We start from the raw sequence: 21,662 nt of genomic DNA, 5'->3' as shown, positions 1-21,662 counted from the left end.
TGGTGCTTTGGGGGATTTACTTATTTTTTGAGCTTTTGAGGGCTGTTTTTAGAAATCAAGTTTTGTCAATGCTCTGGGATTTTTCAAACAGCCTCAAAAACTATTGACTCTTTATGAGAGGAAGTCTATACTGATAAGAGAAAAAGAAAAGATGAAGCCTTTTCCTTTGGAGGGCAAACGATGAAGGAGTATTACGATCTTAGCACTAAGCTAAAAGAAGTTTTGTCGCTTGAGGATCAAATCTTAAGGCGTTTAGAGTTGATCCAACGCAAGATAGAGGATTACAAGCAATCGTTAGATCTTTTGCAGAAAGAGTTAAGAGAATTTGATTATAAGCTAACAGAGGTTCAACAAGAGGTTAAGAAGCTTAAGAAAGAGAAGTTTTGAGAAGTTAGAAGAGACCGCAAGAAAGAACTTGGAAGAATACAAAAAATCTCACAGAAAAGAAGAAAATAAAGGTCCAACACTTGGATAACTTCTGTGTTCCTCCACTTCAAAACTTTTAACTACACTTTTGTTTAAAACTAAAGGAGATGGTTAAAATCTTAAAGTTCTTGGTTGATTTAGTGATCCTTAGATTTGAGAAGGTTTAACACTTTTAACCAACATACGAAGCAAAAGTACAAAAGATAGTTAAACTGAGGCAAAATAAGTTCCGTATCAATTTTTGTTAGTTATTGTCTAATCTATGTTTTCCAATATAATATTTGATACGATGGCGTATCAAAGTTTAAATGTTTTAGGTGAAGAGTTTATAAGATACTTTGAGAAAGAAGAGACTATATGCTCTCTTGCTATAGAGAGGATTAAAATAGACTTAGAAGAATTTCCATCTTCCAGACCCGAGGACAAAAGGTTATTACAAGCTTGGAACTATTACAAAACTGCGGACGATGTGTATATGTTAGCTTTGAATAATCGTGGGAAAAGCATAAGCATTATCACTGAAGCTCTTGTGTTATGGGTATACAATAAGCTTTGGGAGGGCTTTGAGTTAAGTAGCAAAGGCTACAGAAAAGAGGATATGGTGATATTTGGAGCAAAGTTTGAACCACCAAGACCAGAGGTCATTCCTATGATAATGAACTGCATAATAGAGTGGCTTAACAACAACAGTTTAGATGCCATTAGCAAGTCAAATTGCTTTCACCTTTTGTTTGAAGTTTTGCACCCCTTTGAAGATGGAAATGGAAGAGTAGGAAGAATTTTGTTAAACGCTATTCTTATAGAAAACGGGCTTGTGAATGTAGCTTTCAGAAACAGAGACGCATACCTTGATGCCATCAAAAAGGCAGAAGATGGAGCTATTATTGTGATAGACAAGTTGGCAAGAGGGAGAAAGCTAACAAATGATCAGATAACAGAAACACTTTTAACCTATGGCGATTTAAAGTCAATGAACGACCTTGTGAAAAAGGAACTTATCCATTCCCTTAAGGTACAATCAAGAATAAATCAAGTTTTGTTAGACATTTCCAAAGCATCATATCTTTTAGGCTTCAAAAATAAAGATTATGTAAGAGTTTTGATAAACAGAGGGAAGATAAAAGCTATCAAGATAGATAATCGTTGGAAAGTACCTCTCTCTGAAATTATAGAGTTCATAGAAAGGGAAAAACAAGCATTGGAGAATATAGAAGAGATTGTTTCAAAAACAATACACATAGAAGAGTTTAAATGACCAAGCTTGTGAAGTTAAGCAGGACGTTTTAAAAATCTCAAAGTTCGTTATTGGTTCGTAATGAACTTGGTATTTAAAGATCTGAATGTTTAACAAAGCTTTAGGTTTTTGGTATACACACGGCAAGCGGGAAGCTTCCACCTCACACACAACACTATACCACTCAAAGCTTAGCGACAACTCCATAACACACACCACTCAAGCACTTCATCAACTTTAACCAACATACCGCAAAAATATTTAAGGCTTAGTTAAAACTACCTAATACACTTTAACTATCACATCGCTGAAAAGACAAAGATTAGTTAAAACTCACTACCGTATTGAAAAATATTCATAAACTGTAAGGATGAGAGCTGGAAGGATAAACTTTGTGTGGTAGATGGCAGGTCTTCTTCTTGTTTTAGGCATTGGTTGGGGCTTGAAGGTTTCTCAAGGTGTGCTACTACAGAAGTTTATTTGTGCTTCTTTGTTTTTCCTTCCAACACTATCTTCCATTATTCAAGGACAACATTTTAAGCAAGTTTTTACTATTCGGTAAAAAAGTTGGGGTTTTGAGTAAAAAATGAGGGGGGTTATATATAGCGAGGGTATACGATTTTTGGTGCACAAGCGCTCATGCACATATACACATATGCACAAATGAAAAAATAGAAAAATATACAACCCTACATAAACACATAGACACAGGAGTAGAAAAGAAACAGTCACAAAATGGCGGAGGTAAGAAAGAAAATACCAAGAAAGGGGTTTTCTTACCTTCATAAGATTACTTTGCAAACTCAGCGCAGAACATCCTGAAAATGCGTGTTTTTTAGGATAGCAAGCAAAGTAAGACTAACAAGAGAAAAACTTCTAAGTCTCTAAACCCCGTCTATGAATACTTTTTTATTTCCCTACATCTTTTTATACTTGCCTTTATGGAGGTAAAAAATGAAGAAAAAATCAGCAAAAAACTTTAAGCGTGGATCATTCGCAAAATCCACGCCTAAGGTATCAACTTTTCGTACGTTCGTTTTCAAATGGAATGCTATGATCTCACTATTTAATCAGCTTGCTATAATTTACTTGTTGCTCGGCCTTAATTTACTCGCTTTAGTTTCCTCGCTACTAAAAATACTAAAGATAACGCTTTTTCTCTTTTGTTGCTAACTTCTAATTGGCTCGTAAAAAATTTAACTCAACTATTCAGAAATTGCAAGTGGTTTCTTCTTTATCTATACTCCTTACACCTATCGGCATTAGGATTTTTACTTATGCAAGCCTGACACTCACACGGTATCCCATCTCTATCTGCATCAAGCCTTGTAATACCGCACTGCTTAAGGTAAAACATTGCCTCTTCACAGGAAGTTATAGTCTTGCATGTTTTTCTCTTGCCTTCTTCACAGCTATACTTTTGTTCTCCAAAAGCAAGAGTAGAAAAAAGAACCAAGCCTAAAGCCAAAACCTTTCTCATGTCTTCACCTCCAAGGAATATCCTACTTCTTTTTATTTTCCTTCTTCTCTTCTTTATTTTCTTTCTTCTCTTCAAGCTTAGATAAATCTTTTAATACCACTGAAGCCTCTCCCTCCGCTCCTATGGACTTGAAAATCTCATATGCCTTGTTTAAGTGTTCCCTTGCAGATTTTATGTCTCCCTTATCTCTGAAATACAGACCAAAGAATGCTAATCCTTTTGCTTCTGCGTATTTATCTCCAACTTTTTGAACTCTTTTAAGTCCCTCGGAAAGGTAATACTCCGCATTTTTAAAATCTTTAATTTTTCTATAAGTATCCCCAAGGTTTAGCATTCCATCTCCACTTGCGTGATACTCCCCATATCTTTCACTTATCTCAATCGCTTTCTTAAAGTATTCAATAGCCTTCTTATAATCTCCTTTATCCAAGTAGATACCTGCTATATTGTTGTAAGTGAGGGCTTTGCCTTTTTCATCTGTATATAACCTTAAGGCTTCTTCGTAATATTCTAATGCTTTATCAGGTTCTCCTTTTATACGGAAAACATTTGCTATGTTAGTAAGTCCCCCTGCCTCCATTTCTCTGTCTCCAAGTTTTCTTGCCAAATTAAGGCTCTTGCTATGATAGAAAAGGGCATTATCTAAATCGCCTTTTTGTCCATAGGCATCTCCAAGACTGATATAGATATACATTAACTCAACATCTCTTGTTGCATAAGCCTCTGCCTTCTTAAGGTTCTCAATAGCAAGGTTTATTTCTCCAGTCATACGGTAAGCTTCTCCCAAGCAGGAATAAGCATCTGCACTTCTTGGATAGAGTTTTACTGCCATTTGACCTGATTTAATAGCCCTCTGATAATCTCCTGCTTTAAGGTAGTTAATACAGTCTATTATCTCCTTCTGTGCATAAGATACACCTGCCCAAACCAAAGCAAGGATCATAACCAAGGCCATCTTTAGCTTCATCTTTGTCCTCCCTTTAACTGAAATCTGGAATATTATATTTTGAATAAGGCTATGAGTGAGCAAAAGGGTCCCTCCTTGATAGGGCTTTTGAAGAAGTTAGATGACAAGGAAGCATTGCTACTACTTGAAGAATACCTCAAGGCAAAGAAAGAAGGCAACAATGACAAGATAAATGAACTTGCAGGAAAGGTAAGCAGGCTTTTAGATGTGCCTCTTCTTGTTTTGGAAGATATTGATGAAGAAGCTTTAAAAGATTTCCTAAAGTGGAGGTTCTTTCTCCTTTCTGCCTCAACAGACATATTTGGATCTTTCTTTGTTCTTGGGCTTATTGTAGTTTATCTTACAAGAGATCGCACTGACATTTTTGTTAAGGCTTTTATGTTTGCTATTTATTTTATGGTAGCGGTAGCTATACTTTTCGTCCTTTTCAATGGCTATCTCTTGTTAAGGATTGTTAGGAAAGCGAAGAAGAAAAAGAGTTGATTATTTCTTCTTTCCTGTAGTGCTTTTTACTTTTCCGCTATCTTTACTTTCTATAAACAGGGTTTGTTACACAGTAAGCAATGACACTTTGCAGGTTCTGGGGTGTAGAATACGCCAAAGTGAACCAATGGCTTAGGAATATAGACATATTTACCACACCCATTGGAGGTACGTTCATACGATTACATGTTTCGTTTTGATATCTTGAGAGATCCCCTTTATAGACCACACATATAAGAGAACAGGTGTTATTTGTATTGTTTTCTATGGTTACTGTATAGGTAGTTCCCGCAGTATCCATACGTTCTTTCCTGATTGAAGTAATTTTTAATGGTGTCTTTTCTGATTTATTAAGATCAACCGTCGGTGCACAAGAAGAAAACAGTATACCCGCTAATCCTGATGCAGATATTGAAAGTAATGTACCAATCCTCATATTTATAACCCTCCTATGTCCCATATTCCTTTTTATTTTACAACATCAACAAGTACTCATAGTCCGTCATGTGTTCACCCTCCTTAAAATTATGGTGCATAGCTTTAATCTCCCGCATGTTCGCTCCCTTCCAAGATAACATAAGTCAAGCCTCTCTATGGCTCTTTCCATCGCAGATAAAAGATTGCTCGGATAGTCCTTTATACTGCGAGCTTCGTTTAGGATAGATACAAGCTTTTCTCGCACGACTTGTTTGTGGAAGTCTTCTATAACCTCAGGCTCCGTCTCCGTAAGTTTCTTTAGGTGAAACAAAAACTTCTCATAAAGTTCCTCTGCAACTCTGGACTTCTCATGTGTATGTCTCCTGGAGCTTCTTTAATATCTCTTTCTTATTTTCCTTCAAGCTCTTTTACTTCTTCTCTTAAACCTTCCAATTCGTCAAAAAGTATGGCAATAGAACTATGAGCAAAATCTCAAAGGTGTTCTCTAATGCCTTTAGCCACTGCCCATCAAACCAGTGGTAAGTGTTGGTAGAAACCACCAGATCAAAACTCCCTCTGCTTTAAAGTCAAGAAAATCCGCACAAACAAATTCAATTTTCTCCCACCTTTTCTCTTCTTCCTTTATAAGTTCTGGATCTTTATCCAAACAGAGCACATAAGTGCGTGGATAGGCATTTTTCAAAGCCTTAGCAAGGGCTCCTTCTGCTCCTCCCACATCTATAATCCTGCTTGGTGCGTATTAATATTCCGAAGGTGTATCTTCCACGAGTCTTAAAAACTTCTGCATCTGTTTTTTCTGAACTGTTGACTTGCTCACATACTCGTGCATTTCCTTATTTACCAACCTCCTTGCCATGCGTTTGGGTGGGCTTTAGTTAAGAGTAGTAGAGTTCTCCTATTTATAAACACTATAGCCCTTATGGTGCTATCCAGTTGTCTTTTAGTATCACCTCTTCCATCTTTTCTGATACGTTCTGAGATATCCTGTAGGCACAGAACTCAGGACCGCACATGGAACAGAACTTGGCAGTTTTGTAGCCTTCTTGTGGTAATGTTTCATCGTGATAGGCTCTTGCGGTTTCCGGATCGATGGCAAGCTCAAACTGTCTGTTCCAATCAAAGGCAAAGCGAGCTTTTGACATCTCTAAGTCCCATTCCCGAGCTCCAGGCCAGTTTTTAGCAACATCAGCAGCGTGAGCTGCAATTTTGTAAGCTATGACTCCTTGCTTAACATCTTCCACATTAGGAAGTCCAAGGTGTTCCTTAGGTGTCACATAGCAAAGCATAGCTGCACCGTACCAACCTGCCATAGCAGCACCTATGGCAGATGCTATATGGTCATATCCTGGTGCCACATCTATGACCAAAGGACCCAGCACATAGAAAGGTGCCTCGTGGCATATCTTTTGCTGTAATTTCATGTTGAACTCTATCTGGTCCATGGGTACATGTCCTGGACCTTCTACCATAACCTGCACACCGTGTTTCCATGCCCTTTCTGTGAGCTCTCCAAGGACTTTTAGTTCAGCAAGCTGCGCATCATCTGACGCATCAGCTATGGCACCGGGTCTTAGCCCATCTCCTAAGGAGAAGGAAACATCGTACTTTTTGAATATCTCACATATCTTATCGAAATGCTCGTACAGAGGGTTTTGTTTTCCGTGCTCTACCATCCACTGAGCCATTATGGCTCCACCTCTTGAAACTATACCCATCACCCTGTGCTGTACCATGGGTAGGAACTCTCTGAGAACTCCTGCATGTATGGTCATGTAAGAAACACCTTGCTCTGCCTGCTCTTCTATGACATCCAGTATGAGGTCAACGGTCATGTTCTTTACCTGCCCTTTTGCCCTTTTGAGTGCTTCGTATATGGGTACTGTACCAACGGGAACTGTGCTCTCTCTTATGACAGCTTCTCTGGTCTCCTTTATGGCATCTCCTGTAGATAGGTCCATTATGGTGTCCGCACCGTATCTTATGGCAACCCTTACCTTCTCTATTTCGGTGGGTATGTCCGATGCAAGCCCTGAGTTTCCTATGTTAGCATTGACCTTTACCCTTGAGTTTATGCCTATACACATAGGCTCCAGGTGAAGGTGGTTGATGTTGGCAGGTATGATCATCCTACCTCTGGCTACTTCTTGACGCACGAACTCAGGATGCAGACCTTCCCTTTTAGCTACATACCTCATCTCTTCCGTTATAATGCCTTCTCTCGCAAGATACATCTGGGATTTATTCTTGAACTTTTTTCTGCTTTCAACCCATTCTGCCCTCAGCATGTTTTACCTCCTTAAGAAAATGGTGTTATAAATATCTTTCTTAACCATAAGCTTGGCAATATGATCTATTACGGTTTAGGTTATAATGATCCTTAGGAGGCTCGCATGGAAAGAACATGGAATGTAGGGACGGTTTATTTGAATGATCAAACCAAAATCATAGTTATGGGTATAACAGGAAGGGAAGCTTCTCAGGTGGTATCAGAATCAGAAGCTCTATACCCAGGCTTTATAGTGGCAGGCGTCACACCCGGAAAAGGTGGTTCTCAGGTAGCAGGGATTCCTGTTTACAACACGGTAAAAGAAGCTCTTAGTAAGCATCCAAACATAAATACAGGCATAGTTTATGTGCCTCCCGCATCTGTAAAAGATGCAGTTATAGAGCTTGTGGACGCAGGTATAAAGGTGATATTCATAATAACAGAGCATGTTCCTATAAGGGACACTGTTTACTTTTATCACTATGCCAAGGAAAGGGGTGTCATCATAGTAGGTCCCACATCGCTGGGTTGTATAGTTCCGCGCATACCAGCAAGGATAGGGGCTATAGGTGGAAAAGACCCTTCCATAGCCTATGCAGATGGTAGCTTAGTGATTCTTTCCAAATCCGGTGGACTTACCACTACCACTGCGGAGATGTTCAAAAGAAGGGGTTGGGGCGTGTATATGGCTCTGGCTTTGGGAGGTGATGTCATATCCTGCACCACTTTTGCAGATGCCTTAGAGAACATAGCGGATGATCCTAATGTAAAGGGTGTGATCATACAGGGTGAAGTGGGGGGGTCTTACGAAGAGCAAGCAGCACAAACCATACTAAGGTTATGGGAAAAAGGAAAATGGAACAAACCTGTAGCAGCTTTTGTGGCAGGAAGGTTTCAGGAAAGTTTAGAGGGTGTGTCCTTTGGTCATGCGGGTGCCATAGTGGAGAGGGGTAAGGGCAAAGCTACAGATAAGATAAGGGCTTTTAACGAAGTAGGTAAGATAACGGGACTTGTAAAAGTAGCGGAGTTTTATCACGATCTTGTGCACTGCATAGAGGAGCTTGGTGTGCCCAGAGACTTTGAGGATACCCTGCCAGAAGGAAAAGTAAAACCTCTGTACTCCACCATAGACGAAGAGACATGCCAGTTCAAGGCTTAAAATAGCTTTTAATGGAGCTTGACCTACAGAAAGGTAGTGTAATCCCAAGGTTAAGGGATTGGGGAAAAACTGCGTTAATACACAGAGGTAAAAGCATAACCTACAAAGAGCTTATAGATAATATAAATTCCTTTGCCTACCTTTTGGACACAGCAGTAGGTGAAAGAGTAGCCATCATATCGGAAAACCGTCCCGAGTGGGTGTATGCCTTTTACGCCATTTGGCAGAGGGGTGCAGTAGCAGTCCCCATAGACTTTATGTCTTCTCCGGAAGAGATACAGTACATACTCAAAGAAACAGAACCTTCTGCGGTGTGCTTTTCAAGCACTACAGAGCAAAATCTCTTAAGGGCTCTTCAAAATTTAAGTATAAGACCTCAGCTTCTTAATTTGGATAAGCTGTCTTTAGAAGTTGGAAAACTTCAGCAGTTCTATGCTTGGAATCTAAACGATAATGCACTTATCCTTTACACATCAGGCACTACGGGAGAACCAAAAGGTGTTATGCTCAGCTTTAAAAACCTCCTTTCCAACATAAAGGCTATAGAAAAGCTTGGCATAGCAACTCAAAGAGACACTACCTTAGCTCTGCTTCCCTTTCATCACTCTTATCCCCTTATGACCACTATGCTTTTACCCCTTCACATAGGTGCCACAGTGGTGTTTATAGAAAAGCTCAGTTCTGAAGAACTCATAAAGGCTATGAAGGAGCACGCTGTGACTATACTGGTGGGAGTACCAAGACTTTACCAACTTATAGAGAAGAGAATAAGAGAGAGAGTAGAAGAAAGCAAACTGGGAGAGGTGCTCATAAAACTATCTGGCGCTTTACCCAAGGGTATTAGAAAGCTTATTTTTTGGAAAGTTCACAAGAGCTTCGGAGGGCATCTGAGATTTTTGGTAAGCGGAGGTGCAAAGCTACCCTTAGAGACTGCACTCTTTCTTGACAAGCTTGGCTTTACCATCTTGGAGGGCTATGGGCTTACCGAAACATCACCTATTGTGTCTTTTAACCCACCTTGGAAGATAAAGCTTGGCTCTGTAGGTGTTCCTATAGAAGAAGTCCATGTGAAAATAGCTCAAGATGGAGAAGTTATGGTGCGCGGAGTTAATGTGATGCTGGGATACTTTAAAAAGCCAGAAGAGACCCAAAGAGCCTTCAAAGACGGTTGGCTTCTAACTGGAGACCTTGGCTATATGGATCAGGATGGCTACCTTTACATAACAGGCAGAAAAAAAGAGATAATAGTTCTGTCTGGAGGGAAAAAAGTAAACCCAGAGGAGATAGAAAACCTCATACTCACTAAGAGTGATCTTATAAAAGAGGTGGGGGTTTTAGAAGTGGATGGTTCTTTGCACGCTCTTATTTTTCCAGACTTTGAAAAACTCAGAGAGAGAGGTATCCTTAACATGAAGGAATACATAAAGTGGAATGTCATAGACAAGGTAAACAGAGAGCTTGCAGAGTGGAAAAGAATAACAGGCTTTAAACTCATTGACAGAGAACTCCCAAAAACTAGATTGGGAAAACTTAGAAGATTCTTGCTCCCAAAGTTATACGCGTCAGCAGAAGAAATAAAAGAAGAAAGTAAAATAGATATACCTTCCACACCTGAATGGTTAGCTCTCTCTGAATTTATACAGAGGTTGTCCGGTAAAGAACCAAAACCTTCTGATCACATAGAAATAGACTTAGGACTTGATTCCCTTGCCAAAGTAGAGCTTCTTAGCTTTATAGAGACAACTTTTGGTATTAGGTTAGAAGAAGAAGACTTGGTACAGCATAGTGTCCTTTATGACCTTTTAAAGCTCATATCCGAGAAGAAGGAAAGGGTGCAAGTGGCTCAGGTAGATTGGGCTAGCATACTGAAGGACTCACCACCTTACAGGCTTGAACACCATCCGCTTATATTCAGAATAGGAAGACTTATACTTTACGTGTTTTTCAAACTGTACAATAGGTTAGAAGTGAAGAACCTTCAAAACTTACCTAAACCTCCTTTCATATTGGCAGCAAACCATGCAAGCTATCTTGATGGCTTTGTGTTGGCTTGTGCACTCCCTGAAAGGATAGCACAAGAAACTTACTTTTTGGGTGAAGAAGGTTATTTCAAAAATCCACTCACCTCTCTTTTTGGAAGGTTAGCGCACGTTATTACTGTAAACTTGGACAAAAAGCTAAAAGAATCTCTCCAAAAGACAGCGTGGGCACTAAGATTGGGCAAGGTGGTGGTCATATTCCCAGAGGGTGCAAGAACAAGAGACGGAAAACTTCTACCCTTTAAGAAAGGTTTTGCCATACTGAGCAGAGAACTTGGCATTCCAATAGTACCAACAGCTCTAATAGGTACTTACGAATCCATGTCCATAAAGGATAAACTGCCAAAGCCTAAAAAGATAAAGGTGGTTTTTGGAGAACCCATACTTCCGCAAGGCATGTCTTACGAAGAGATTGTGCAGGAAACAAAAACGCGCATAGAAGCCTTATTGAAGGAATACGCATGACGCACATATACAGAAGACGCGTACAGTTCTACGAAACGGACGCTCAGGGTATAGTCCATCACTCTAACTACTTTAGGTACTTTGAGGAAGCAAGAGGGGATCTGCTTCGTACTCTTGGACTTCCTTATTCTAAGCTAAGGGAAGAAGGTTATGAGGTAGTCCTTTTGTCCGCTTTTTGTGAGTTCAAAAAACCCCTTTTCTACGACGAGGAGATACTTATAAAGATAAGCCTGTCTTACATAGACAGATTTACTTTTTCCTTTGATTATCAAGTGTTTGTTGAGGAAGAACTAAGGGCGGTTGGCAATACCAAGCATTGCATCCTTAAAGACCTAAAGATAAGGTCTATACCCAATATAATAAGAGATGTTCTAAAGGGGAGCGATGGAAAGGAAAGCCTATAAGATAGTCCTTCTTTTTGGTGTGGTAAGTCTCCTTGCGGATATGACCTACGAAGGAGCAAGGGGCATCATAGGTCCTTATATGTCCCTTTTGGGTGCGAGTGCTTTTATAGTTAGCTTTATATCGGGTTTTGGGGAGTTCTTAGGTTATGCTCTGAGGCTTTTCTCTGGATACTTAGCTGATAAAACAAAGCTCTATTGGGCTATCACCATAGTAGGATACGCTATAAATCTTTTTTCTGTACCTCTACTTGCAATAGCACCAAGCTGGCAGTGGGCTGGATTTTTAGTTCTCATAGAAAGGATAGGTAAATCCATAAGGACACCTTCAAGGGACGTACTTCTTTCCTTTGCTACAAAGAAGATGGGTCATGGTCTTGGCTTTGGCATACACGAGTTTTTTGATCAAATAGGAGCTCTTTCTGGTCCTATTTTGGTAAGTGTAGTACTATTTGTCAGTGGAGATTACCGATCTGCTTTTATCTTTTTAGGTGTGCCTGCTTTTATAGCCCTTTTGACCCTCATATACACAAAACTCATCTATACAGACAGTGTGGTTAAAGAGGAGCGAGAAGAAGGGGATCACTTAAAAAGCCATTTCTTCATGTATGTAGTTGCAAGCGGATTTGTTGCTATGGGGTATGCGGACTTTGCTCTTTTAGCTTACCACCTTAAGCAAGGCATTTCTATGCCAGATGGATGGATATCCCTCGTTTATGCGGTTGCCATGGGAGTGGATGCCATCTTTGCTCTTCTCTTTGGAATTCTTTTTGATAGGATTGGGTTCTATGCACTAATGCTTGGTATTTTGGTTGCTTCCGCATATCCACTCTTTGCTTTCTCTTTAAGCTTTACCTTTGTCTTCTTAGGGATAGTATTGTGGGGCTTAGGTATGGGTATTCAGGAATCCATAATGAGGTCAGCTATAGCTAAGCTTACACCACCAGAGACAAGGGGAAAAGCTTTTGGTATTTTTCACTTTTTCTACGGATTTTCTTGGTTCTTGGGTAGCGCCATTATGGGTTATCTCTATCAGGTGTCTTTTAAATACCTGATAGCTTTCTCTGTGGCATCTCAACTACTTTCCTTAGTGCCTATCTTCATGCTTTCCAAAAGCTTTTCAGCCAAAAGTAGGTCTTCTGGATAAGTGATCTTAAAGTTCCACGGGGAACCCTCCACTACACCCACCCTGTAGCCGTATCTCTCCAGAAGGGTTGCATCATCTGTGGCATAAAAACCTTCGTTTCTAGCTCTAAAATGGCATTCAAGAAGCACCCTTCTATCAAAAGCTTGCGGTGTCTGAGAAAGCCACACATTACTCCTGTCTATGGTTTTAACCACCATGCCTTCCGCTACCTCTTTTAGTGTGTCTCTTACTGGTACTGCAGTTATCTTTCCATGATACGCATCAAGCTTAGATACCTTATAGAAAAGCTCCACATCTGCAAGGGGGCGAGCACAGTCATGCACTATCACTACATCACCCTTAGCTTCAAGCAAACCCTCAAGCACTGAGTCTTGTCTCTCTTTTCCTCCCTTTACCTTTTGAACGCCTGCTGGCAGTCTTACCCTGTCCATATCTTCTTCTGGAAGCACGAGGATCACTTCGTCAAACCTACCTATTACTTTCTCAAGGGAATAAAGGTACATAGGTTTACCACAGAGCTCTACAAACTGTTTCTTTTTTCCAAAACGTTTTCCTTCTCCTGCGGAAAGCAGGATAACGCTTATCATTCTTCTTTTAATTGCTCTATCTTCTCTTTGATACTTTCTTTAATACTTTCATCGAGCTCCACTTGAGAGGAAAAAATGTAATCATCACCTTTGTCAATAACCATAGCTATTAGCTTTAAACCTTTTACCTCTCCCTCTAAGGTTTCCCTTGTTGTCCTGTCTAAAAACCTTTTAACACTTTCCGCATCAGAAAAATCCACCTTTACATCAACGAGTTCAAACTCTTGAAGGTCTATTTCTTCTTTTGCATATATGTTAAAAATAGTGTGTTCTCCGTTCTGTACGTGTTTTTTCAGCTCTCCAAAAAGATTTTCTATGTACTCTCTTGTCTTATGCCTTACGCTCATAAAAATCATTTTAATAACTGTCCTTTTCAGCTTTTTATGATTTATATCATTTCATTTAAAAAATCAAAAATACTGTAATATTTTAGAAGACTAACTTAAGGAGGGTTTATCATGAGCATTCTCGCATGGATAGTATTAGGTCTTATTGCTGGCATTTTGGCAAAGCTCATCATGCCAGGTCGTCAAGGTGGGGGATTATACTAACAATCGTGTTAGGTATCGTAGGGGCAGTAGTTGGGGGATTTATTGGTACTTTGCTAGGTTTTGGAGGTATAAGCGGATTTGATTTCCGTAGTCTCGTCATAGCAGTGATAGGTGCGTTAATTGTGCTGTTCGTGTATGGGATGTTTGCAGGTCAAAATCGCTAACCTTTAAGGTTTTAACCCATCCAAAATGCGTCCCGCATCAACCACTTGACTGTTAGGCACTACCAGATCCGCTCCTGCGGACCTTGCCTCTAATTGAAGTTCCACATTTTTATGGCTACAGTAAGCTATAACCTTTGCTCCCTTTGCTTTTAGCTCCCTTATTTTATCTACGGGGAAGGCTTCAACGTTTATAAAGACTACATCTTCACCCGAATATTCCGCATTGCTACTTACTTCATGTCCAGATAAACTGTTTTTTATCCTGCTAAGCATAATCAGGTTCTTTTCCATTACGAGCACCTTCATGCTTTAACTCCTCCAGAGCTTTTATAAAGCTTTTTCTAAAGTCTTCTTTTAGCTTATGGGACCAAAAGGCTACCCAAAGGGTATCACCCTCTAATCTCATCCACACCTTCCTGTGAATAGTATAAAAAGCTATTAGCATACCGCCAACAACCAGAAAGGAACCAAGCCATATTAGAGAAGTACCCGGCTGGTGAGATACCTGAAAACCACTAAAAAACCTCGGTCTAAAGTCAGACATAAAAAAGACATAGGGAAAGTCTCTAAGCTCTTTGAGTTGAGTGTAAGCAATAAGAGTAAGCTCGGGTGAGTAAACCACAGGCACATTGTAAGATTTATGGTTTAAAAGAACTTTAACTATCAAAGCAGGCTTTAGGTCTCCTCTCATACCAGCTTGCTCGTCCTCTATGTTGAGAGTTGACCTGTCTATAGAAAGAAGCATGTCTTTAAACTCACTAACCTTGCCCGCTTTTAGCTCCACCTCACCCAGCAGAGCAGATTTAGGATCTTTCGACACCTTGCTTTTGTCAAACACTACAAGCTTTACCACACCAGCTTCGCCTGTGAGTCCGTATGTTGCCTGAAATATTCTGTAAGCACCAAAGTCAAAGGGAGAATTTACTGCGGTAGTGCCACTTGAGACCACTTTGCCATCTTTGATGATACGTATATCACTCTCAAAGCTTGCCACATCATCTTTAAAAGGTGTATTAATGGGTTTTCCTTTTCTTTGGGCTTCCTCACCGTATGTGACAATCCTAAAGTTTTCCAGTTCTATCTGAAAAGGTAGTCTCAACTGTTTATCATTAGACTGCAACACAAGAGTATCACTTCTTGAACCTTCTGGTACTATAACGGATCCCCTTATGCCCCAAATGGCATCTATAAGCGCACCCGCCATTATCACCAGCAAGCCTATATGAACCACATAAACACCTAAGCGCGAGTACCTACCCTTTTCCCCATAGAAATATACCTTTCCCTCTTCCTCTTCCATATAAACACTAAAACCATGCCTTTTTAAAAAAGACAGAACCTTCTCCTTTGATGGGTTTATGCGTATGCTGATGGGTTTTAAATGCTTTTGCGTATGTTGGTCCAACTTCTGAAACCTTTCTTTCGTAAAGGTCTGTATCCACACTCTTGGAAGTCTTTTAATGGAACAAACTATTAGATTAACCGCAAGAAGCACTATAAATGCTATGTAGTACCAAGAGTGAAAGACATCTGTGAGCCAAAGCTTCCAAAACCACAACCCTACATCTGCGCCAAATCTGTCAAGATAAAAGCCTAAGGGTTGGTTTTGCTGTATGTATGTAGAACCAAGCATAGAAAGTAAACCCAAAGAAACCATCAAGAATATGGCAAGCTTCAGAGAGGAGAAAAAGTCATAAAGAAAGTCCAAAGGATTTTTGTGCTTTCTATAGTCTCTGAGAAAGTCCATCAAAGCGGTAAAAACCAACTGCAGTGTAGATAAAGCAAAAATGCCTCCTGCAAAAAACAAAACCACATAATAGAAAAAGCCTCTCTCTTCAAGGTGAAAGAGTCCCACTATGGCCACAGCTAAAAAGATCAGTGATGATATTACAAAAAGTCCATAACGCATAACTTAAGTATATTCTAAAAGGTTTTTTAGCACATGCTCTTCCAAACTGAAAAACTTTCTTTCTTCTTCACCTCCAAGTTCGTGATCATACCCTATAAGGTGGATAAAGCCGTGAACCAAAAGTCGCTTTAGTTCTTCCTTAAAAGAGTGTCCAAAAGATGATGCTTGCCTTTTTGCGGTATCTACGGAGATCACTATGTCTCCAAGAAGGAGCCAATCACCTACTCTTTCGTTTATAGGGAAAGATAGCACATCAGTAGGTTTGTCTTTATTTCTGTATGTCCTGTTGAGTTCTTGAACAGTCTTATCATCTGTGAGGAAAACACTCACCTCAACCTTATTAAGGTCAAGGATCTGAGCTATGCGATGGCATACTTCTTCAATCCAGCTCTTCTTTACGCTTACTCTCTTGTGTAGCTTTATCTGTATCCTGTTCTTCCTTTGATCTTTCAAATTCCTCATAAGCCTTTATTATCCTCGCAACTATGGGATGTCTTACCACATCTTCTTCCGTAAACCAAACGAAACTTATGCCTTCTATGCCCTGAAGTACCTTTATGGCTTCTACCAGTCCTGAATGTTCCCTCTTGGGAAGGTCTATCTGCGTTATGTCACCTGTGATGACTACCTTGGAACCAAATCCTATACGGGTAAGGAACATCTTCATCTGTTCTTTGGTGGAATTTTGAGCTTCGTCAAGTATTATGAAAGCATCGTTAAGTGTTCTTCCTCTCATGAAGGCAAGAGGTGCTATCTCTATAATGTTCCTCTCAAGCATATAACTAGCTTTATCGTAATCCACCATATCATAAAGGGCATCGTAGAGGGGTCTAAGATACGGGTCTACTTTCTCCGCTATGCCCCCTGGTAGAAAGCCCAACTTTTCTCCAGCCTCAACAGCAGGTCTTGTGAGTATTATCTTGTTAACCTTGTTTTCTTTCAGGTGTGCAAGAGCCATAGCCATAGCTAAGTATGTTTTTCCAGTTCCTGCGGGACCTATACCAAAAACTATGTCGTTGTTTTTTATAGCATCTACGTATATCTTCTGTGTGCGAGTTTTGGGGACTATGGCTTTTCTTCTGTGAGTCATCAAGATGATGTTTTCCTTATCTTCCTGCTGAAGAGCTGTCCTTTTGCTTACATACTCTTTTGCCTTTTCCCTTACTTCCTGTGCAGTCATGGGATGAGACCTGAGCTCCTTTATAGTGCTTCTTATAAAGTCATATGCCTGCTTTACTTTGTCCTCTTCTCCCCTGATAGTGATCTCCGTACCTCTTGCTAACATCTTCACATCAAACAGTTGGGAAAAGTACTTGAGATTTTCATCAGCACGCCCTACTATGGCATAAAAGACTTCATCAAAACTACCCAAATCTACTCTTTCTTCTACCTTTTCTGCGCTTGACATCCTCTTGTTGTATAAATATACTTATCCAAAGAATAATTTCAATAGTCCATGATAAAATTTTATCAGCATGAAGGTGGTTATGGTCGCTTTTGAGAGCGCACCTTACATAAAGGTAGGTGGGTTGGGGGATGTGATACATTCCCTTTCAAAAACCTTGGTTAAATTGGGACACGAGGTATCTGTTATCCTTCCTCTTCACAAGGGTATAAAGGCAAATCCTACAAAAACAGCAGAAAACATAAAAATTTATATGGACCATGAGTGGAAAAGCTTTAACCTTTACGAAGATAAGCTTGATGGTATCAGATTTTTTTTTGTAGACTACCCTCCTTACTATCGTAGGGACTATCCCTACTCTCCCCCTAAAGGAACCTACGAAGACAATCCCCTAAGAGCCGGTTTTTTGGGTCTTGCAGGACTTGAGGTTATAAAGCGTATGGCACTATCCCCAGATGTAGTACATATCCACGATTGGCACACCGCCATGTTGGGTCTTTATAAACATCTCTACTATCAAAGTATGGATTACATGGCTGTAGTGTTTACCATACATAACGCTATGCACCAAGGTATATTTGACAGTCATTTTTTACCCAGACTTAACCTTCCGTGGGAAGTATTTCATCCCTTTGGAGGTATTGAGTTCTACGGGAAGATAAACTTCCTTAAAGCTGGTATCTTGTTCTGTGATGTTCTAACTACTGTTAGTCCTTCTTATGCGGAAGAGCTAAAAGAGTACGCTTATGGTCTTGAGGGTGTAATAAGAGAGAAAAAGTACTTTTTTGGAATACTCAACGGTATAGACTACGACATATGGAATCCAGAAAGAGATAATTACATAAAGGTGCGCTATAGTGTAAAAAATTTCAAAAAAAAGAAGTATGCCAATAAAAAGCATTTACGGGAGGTTTTTGGTTTAACGGGCAAGGAGGACAAACCTCTTGTGGGTATGGTATCAAGACTTACCGCTCAGAAAGGATTTGACATTATAAAGGATGTTATCCCTCAAGCGGTTGTAGAAGGTTTTGAGTTTGTCTTTTTAGGTTCGGGTGAAGAGTTTTACCAAAGCATGCTAATAGATTTTATGAAGAAGTATCCCAACAGTGTTAGGGTCAGGATAGAGTACAACGAAGAGCTAGCTCACAAAGTTTATGCAGGAAGCGACATGTTTCTTATGCCTTCTCTTTTTGAACCTTGCGGTATATCTCAAATGATAGCTATGAGGTATGGGACTGTCCCCATAGTTAGAAAGACAGGAGGGCTCAAAGATACCGTTATAGATGTCATAGAAAATCCCCAAACGGGCACAGGCTTTACCTTTGAAGAGTATAAACCCAAAGAGCTTTTTCATGCTATGCTTAAAGCTGCGGTTTTTTACGAAATGGAAAAGTGTAATGGATCAAAGAGATGGTCAGAGCTAATAAAGAGGTGCATGTCTGTAGATTTTTCGTGGGAAAAAAGCGCCAAACAGTACGAAGGTATTTATTCATCTGCAGTGCTTTTAAGAAAGTATCAAGGATAATCACATAAACTCTCTGTTTATACCTTCTATGTATATGCGCTCTATTATGTTCCTTGCTATAGGTGCTGCAACTGCACCACCAGATCTTCCATGCTCTACCAAGACACCTATCACAAATATGGGATCTCTGTAGGGCGCAAAACCTACAAACCAAGCGTGATCCCTAAGGTGGTAAGGCAGGTGCTTCCTCTTTGCACTTAGAGGGGATACTTGGGCGGTTCCCGTTTTTCCTGCAATCTCTGCTATGTGTGAGTTGGCAGATTGAGCGGTTCCTCTTCTTACCACATCTCTCAGAGCTTCTTTTACAATGCCAAAGTGCTCAGGAGACGCTCTTACTACCTTATAAACTGTTTTTCTGTTTCTCCAAACTACCTTCCCGTATGGATCTCTTATCTCTCTAACTAATGTAGGCTTGTATATCACTCCATTATTAACTATACCGCTCATCATAAGCACCTGCTCAAGCAAAGTGGCAGTTATATAACCCTGACCTATAGATAGATTTACCGTATCACCTCCGTACCAAGCAGATCCGAACCTCTTTTTTTTCCAAGAAGGTGTGGGTATAAAGCCCTTGCCACAGGGTAGTTCAAAGGGGATACCCTCCGCATAAGAAAACTCTCTAAGGGTTTCTTCTATGCCTTTAGGTCCAAGTTTGTAATATCCATAGTTGTAAAAGAAAACATCGCAGGAGTCTCTTATAGCGGTTTTTACATTTTCCCATCCATGACCGTGCCTGTTCCAGCAGTAAAAAGTCCTGTTGCCCAGCTCAAACTTCCCTTGGCAAACCACACCGTCTTTTAAGGATATTCCTTTTTTAAGAAGCGCAAGTGCTAAAGCAGGCTTTATAACGGAGGCAGGGGGATACTTGGCAAATAAACACCTGTTAAACAGTGGTCTGTAAGGGTCTGATAGGTATTCCTGCCACTTGTCAGATATTACATTGGGATCAAAGCAGGGATAACTTAGCAAACCGAGAACTTCACCCGTCTTTGCGTGAAGAAGAATTACCCCACCCGCTTTGTGTCCAGAATCCCTAAATACCTCGTAAATTATCCTCTGAATCCTAAGGTCTACAGTGAGCACTACGGTATTGCCTTTCTTGGGTGGTATATCCCTTATAACCTTTATAGGTTTCCCTACAGCGTTTATCATAATTTCCTGCCCACCTGTATATCCCAGAATAAACTCATCTAACGCCTTTTCTATACCGTACTTACCTATAAGGCTTTGGGTAGAAATTCTGTCTTTATATCTTCTTAGCTCTTCTTGATCAGGATAGCTTGTGTACCCAACTACATGGGAAACCATCTCGCCGTAGGGGTAGTACCTTTGTGGAATCATGTTTATAAACACACCCGGTAGTTTGTAGCTGTTGTTGTAAAACTTGTCTATTTCCTCTTGTGTTTCTAAGTTTTTTACGGGTATGGGATCAAAGCCCTTTACTCTCTGTTTCAATGCATTTTCGTCCAGATCCACTTGGAAAATGTCCTTTAATTCTTTAAGTATATCCTTAAGAACTGTCTTATCTTCAAGCTTTTGAGGGTCAAGAAACAGTACATACTTAGGAATATCGTAAGCCAACTTTTCACCGTTTCTGTCAAGTATGTCCCCTCTCTGTGGGTAAAGTACCTTTAGCCGTAAATAGTTTTTCTTAGAAAGTTCTGCGAAGTAAGAACCTTTAAAGATCTGCATGTAGATAAGTCTTAAAAGGACCACCAGATAAAGGACGGCACTAAGCAAAGCAAGAAAGATGAACCTACGTCTGTGCATGCTTTTTGATTATAAATAAGGTCAAAAGATATAAAAGGAACAGTTCAATAGAAAAACCTAAAAAGAAGGTGCGCAAGTCAAAAGGATAGTAGTACTTGAGCCTAAACAGGATATACCTAAAAAGATGCTCCAAAAGCGCTACAAAACCGTAAAAGATTATCAAAGACAGGCGTGTAGCGAACTCCCACCTGCTTTTGAAAATTTCAAGGAAAAGACTTACAAGCATTTTTCCAGATATGTTCCAACCAAAGGTGTCGTACATAAGGTCAAGGTAAAGCCCTGATATGAGTGGCTTTTTAACATCCACCTTCTCTTGTTTGCTTGTGTGTAAAAAGAGATAAAGAAGAACCAAGTCGGGTACATAAAGATTTGACACAAATAATCCAGTTATCACAGAAGCTTGCGTGAAAGCCAAAAGAAAGGAGATCACATAAAACTTCATAACCTTGCCTTTATGACTACCACATACTCAAGCTTTCTTATGTCCACAGAAGGTAGAACCAACACTTTTTTAAAAAACTGATCGTTTCTCTGCTCTGATTTTAGCACAGTTCCTATTATAAAAGCAGGAATAACCTTTCTGTTATCTCTCAAAAGCACCAAATTACCTTTTTCTATAGGATCTTCAAGGTTTACATAAAGAAGCTGTCCATATCGCCATCCCCCTTTGTATATATAACTCTTTCCTGTAGATTCTGTGGTTGAGGAGACAGTAAGATCTTTTGAGTAAACTGTTCTGACTCTTGAGGAGCTACCAAAGACTTTGTCCACTATACCTACAAACCTATCCTTAAAAAACACTACAAAGCCTTCCTCTATTCCCTGATCTTTACCCTTATCTATGAGCACAAAAGTATCCATACCTGATGGGTCATACCCTACAACCCCCGCAAATACTATATCCTTAATGTAGTTTTGTGCTTGAATGTCCATAAGCTCAGACAGGCTTTTGAGAGATGTCTCACAGATCCTTAACTGGCTTTTATAAAGATAAAGCTCCTGCACTTGTTTTAAAAGCTCGCGATTAGTTTTTTCTACATTCACAAGGTATATGTATCTATTTACACTATTGCTCATCGTGTTGGCTAACTGCGTTTTTAATTCTATGACTGGCATAAGTATGCTGTACAAGATATCAAAAAGGAAAGAGAGGTACTTACTTGAGGATATGTTTGAAAAGTAAAGAAAAATATTTAAAAGGATCAGAGAGAGGTAGATTATCCATCTTTTCCTGCCCATACCC

General features: G+C 39.9%; 24 protein-coding genes. 10 read left to right on the top strand and 14 right to left on the bottom strand.

Annotation, left to right across the window (positions count from 1 at the left end):
• The first annotated feature begins 180 nt into the window (after positions 1 to 180).
• Both CP948_RS06635 and CP948_RS06630 read left to right on the top strand, forming a co-directional pair.
• Positions 181 to 387 carry a hypothetical protein gene (locus tag CP948_RS06635; RefSeq protein ID WP_096602620.1) on the top strand — a complete coding sequence of 69 codons (207 nt, stop codon included), beginning with the start codon at positions 181 to 183 and terminating at the stop codon, positions 385 to 387.
• Positions 388 to 715: 328 nt separating this feature from the next.
• A complete protein-coding gene (locus tag CP948_RS06630; RefSeq protein ID WP_096602636.1) occupies positions 716 to 1,681 on the top strand; it encodes a Fic family protein in 966 nt (321 codons plus the stop codon).
• A gap of 1,213 nt (positions 1,682 to 2,894) precedes the next feature.
• Here CP948_RS06630 and CP948_RS06620 read toward each other — a convergent pair.
• Positions 2,895 to 3,140, bottom strand: coding sequence for an excalibur calcium-binding domain-containing protein (locus tag CP948_RS06620; RefSeq protein ID WP_096602634.1), 246 nt, complete (start codon positions 3,138 to 3,140; stop codon positions 2,895 to 2,897).
• Positions 3,141 to 3,162: 22 nt separating this feature from the next.
• A complete protein-coding gene (locus tag CP948_RS06615) occupies positions 3,163 to 4,107 on the bottom strand; it encodes a tetratricopeptide repeat protein (RefSeq protein ID WP_096602616.1) in 945 nt (314 codons plus the stop codon).
• Between the two features lie 51 nt (positions 4,108 to 4,158).
• Between CP948_RS06615 and CP948_RS06610 the strand changes: the two genes are divergently transcribed.
• Positions 4,159 to 4,590, top strand: coding sequence for a hypothetical protein (locus tag CP948_RS06610; protein ID WP_096602614.1), 432 nt, complete (start codon positions 4,159 to 4,161; stop codon positions 4,588 to 4,590).
• Positions 4,591 to 5,092: 502 nt separating this feature from the next.
• Here the strand turns inward: CP948_RS06610 and CP948_RS06600 are convergent.
• From CP948_RS06600 to thiC, 3 genes are all read right to left on the bottom strand, one after another.
• The gene (locus CP948_RS06600) at positions 5,093 to 5,338 is read right to left on the bottom strand and encodes a hypothetical protein (RefSeq protein WP_096602609.1); all 246 of its coding nucleotides are present in this window, start codon (positions 5,336 to 5,338) and stop codon (positions 5,093 to 5,095) included.
• A 183-nt stretch (positions 5,339 to 5,521) separates the two neighbouring features.
• Complete coding sequence (locus CP948_RS06595) at positions 5,522 to 5,749, bottom strand: class I SAM-dependent methyltransferase (protein WP_338033538.1); 228 nt, start codon at positions 5,747 to 5,749, stop codon at positions 5,522 to 5,524.
• 196 nt (positions 5,750 to 5,945) lie between these two features.
• Positions 5,946 to 7,313: a phosphomethylpyrimidine synthase ThiC gene (gene thiC, locus CP948_RS06590; protein WP_096602605.1), complete on the bottom strand. Its 1,368-nt coding sequence runs from the start codon at positions 7,311 to 7,313 to the stop codon at positions 5,946 to 5,948.
• Between the two features lie 105 nt (positions 7,314 to 7,418).
• Here thiC and CP948_RS06585 point away from each other — a divergent pair, with 105 nt between their 5' ends.
• The 4 genes from CP948_RS06585 to CP948_RS06570 are packed head-to-tail and all read left to right on the top strand — an operon-like array spanning position 7,419 to position 12,505.
• A complete protein-coding gene (locus CP948_RS06585; protein ID WP_096602603.1) occupies positions 7,419 to 8,453 on the top strand; it encodes a succinate--CoA ligase subunit alpha in 1,035 nt (344 codons plus the stop codon).
• 11 nt (positions 8,454 to 8,464) lie between these two features.
• Positions 8,465 to 10,957: an AMP-binding protein gene (locus CP948_RS06580; RefSeq protein ID WP_096602601.1), complete on the top strand. Its 2,493-nt coding sequence runs from the start codon at positions 8,465 to 8,467 to the stop codon at positions 10,955 to 10,957.
• Positions 10,954 to 11,361: an acyl-CoA thioesterase gene (locus CP948_RS06575; RefSeq protein WP_096602599.1), complete on the top strand. Its 408-nt coding sequence runs from the start codon at positions 10,954 to 10,956 to the stop codon at positions 11,359 to 11,361. The genes CP948_RS06580 and CP948_RS06575 overlap by 4 nt, the downstream gene beginning before the upstream one ends.
• Positions 11,342 to 12,505, top strand: coding sequence for an MFS transporter (locus CP948_RS06570; protein ID WP_096602597.1), 1,164 nt, complete (start codon positions 11,342 to 11,344; stop codon positions 12,503 to 12,505). The genes CP948_RS06575 and CP948_RS06570 overlap by 20 nt, the downstream gene beginning before the upstream one ends.
• Here CP948_RS06570 and ispD read toward each other — a convergent pair.
• Entirely contained in the window at positions 12,433 to 13,092 is a 660-nt protein-coding gene (gene ispD, locus CP948_RS06565) for a 2-C-methyl-D-erythritol 4-phosphate cytidylyltransferase (protein WP_096602595.1), read from the bottom strand. The two genes, CP948_RS06570 and ispD, sit on opposite strands and share 73 nt — an antisense overlap.
• Positions 13,089 to 13,439 (bottom strand): hypothetical protein, encoded by a 351-nt coding sequence (locus CP948_RS06560; RefSeq protein ID WP_096602632.1) that lies wholly within the window; start codon positions 13,437 to 13,439, stop codon positions 13,089 to 13,091. Before CP948_RS06560 ends, ispD begins: the two co-directional genes overlap by 4 nt.
• Before the next feature lie 111 nt (positions 13,440 to 13,550).
• Here CP948_RS06560 and CP948_RS09060 point away from each other — a divergent pair, with 111 nt between their 5' ends.
• Both CP948_RS09060 and CP948_RS09055 read left to right on the top strand, forming a co-directional pair.
• Positions 13,551 to 13,643 (top strand): GlsB/YeaQ/YmgE family stress response membrane protein, encoded by a 93-nt coding sequence (locus CP948_RS09060; RefSeq protein WP_484496814.1) that lies wholly within the window; start codon positions 13,551 to 13,553, stop codon positions 13,641 to 13,643.
• Positions 13,644 to 13,648: 5 nt separating this feature from the next.
• The gene (locus CP948_RS09055; RefSeq protein WP_245810106.1) at positions 13,649 to 13,807 is read left to right on the top strand and encodes a GlsB/YeaQ/YmgE family stress response membrane protein; all 159 of its coding nucleotides are present in this window, start codon (positions 13,649 to 13,651) and stop codon (positions 13,805 to 13,807) included.
• A gap of 3 nt (positions 13,808 to 13,810) precedes the next feature.
• On the opposite strand, the gene CP948_RS06550 is transcribed toward CP948_RS09055, so the two are convergent.
• The 4 genes from CP948_RS06550 to CP948_RS06535 are packed head-to-tail and all read right to left on the bottom strand — an operon-like array spanning position 13,811 to position 17,124.
• On the bottom strand, positions 13,811 to 14,113 hold the full coding sequence (locus tag CP948_RS06550) for a hypothetical protein (protein WP_096602593.1): 303 nt from the start codon (positions 14,111 to 14,113) through the stop codon (positions 13,811 to 13,813).
• Entirely contained in the window at positions 14,073 to 15,716 is a 1,644-nt protein-coding gene (resB, locus tag CP948_RS06545) for a cytochrome c biogenesis protein ResB (protein ID WP_096602591.1), read from the bottom strand. The genes CP948_RS06550 and resB overlap by 41 nt, the downstream gene beginning before the upstream one ends.
• Before the next feature lie 3 nt (positions 15,717 to 15,719).
• A complete protein-coding gene (gene ybeY, locus CP948_RS06540) occupies positions 15,720 to 16,178 on the bottom strand; it encodes an rRNA maturation RNase YbeY (RefSeq protein WP_096602589.1) in 459 nt (152 codons plus the stop codon).
• The gene (locus tag CP948_RS06535) at positions 16,096 to 17,124 is read right to left on the bottom strand and encodes a PhoH family protein (protein ID WP_096602587.1); all 1,029 of its coding nucleotides are present in this window, start codon (positions 17,122 to 17,124) and stop codon (positions 16,096 to 16,098) included. Before CP948_RS06535 ends, ybeY begins: the two co-directional genes overlap by 83 nt.
• Positions 17,125 to 17,191: 67 nt before the next feature.
• On the opposite strand from CP948_RS06535, the gene CP948_RS06530 reads away from it, so the two are divergent.
• Positions 17,192 to 18,646: a glycogen synthase gene (locus tag CP948_RS06530; protein WP_096602585.1), complete on the top strand. Its 1,455-nt coding sequence runs from the start codon at positions 17,192 to 17,194 to the stop codon at positions 18,644 to 18,646.
• Here CP948_RS06530 and mrdA read toward each other — a convergent pair whose 3' ends face one another.
• The 3 genes from mrdA to mreC are packed head-to-tail and all read right to left on the bottom strand — an operon-like array spanning position 18,647 to position 21,658.
• Positions 18,647 to 20,419 carry a penicillin-binding protein 2 gene (gene mrdA, locus CP948_RS06525; RefSeq protein ID WP_096602583.1) on the bottom strand — a complete coding sequence of 591 codons (1,773 nt, stop codon included), beginning with the start codon at positions 20,417 to 20,419 and terminating at the stop codon, positions 18,647 to 18,649.
• Positions 20,406 to 20,861 carry a hypothetical protein gene (locus CP948_RS06520; protein ID WP_096602581.1) on the bottom strand — a complete coding sequence of 152 codons (456 nt, stop codon included), beginning with the start codon at positions 20,859 to 20,861 and terminating at the stop codon, positions 20,406 to 20,408. The genes mrdA and CP948_RS06520 overlap by 14 nt, the downstream gene beginning before the upstream one ends.
• Entirely contained in the window at positions 20,858 to 21,658 is an 801-nt protein-coding gene (gene mreC / locus CP948_RS06515; protein WP_096602579.1) for a rod shape-determining protein MreC, read from the bottom strand. The genes CP948_RS06520 and mreC overlap by 4 nt, the downstream gene beginning before the upstream one ends.
• Positions 21,659 to 21,662 lie beyond the last annotated feature (4 nt).

It is taken from the genome of Hydrogenobacter hydrogenophilus, from assembly GCF_900215655.1.
GTDB lineage: Bacteria > Aquificota > Aquificia > Aquificales > Aquificaceae > Hydrogenobacter > Hydrogenobacter hydrogenophilus.
Note: the sequence above shows the minus strand (reverse complement) of the source record. Positions and strands in the feature narration are given on the sequence as shown.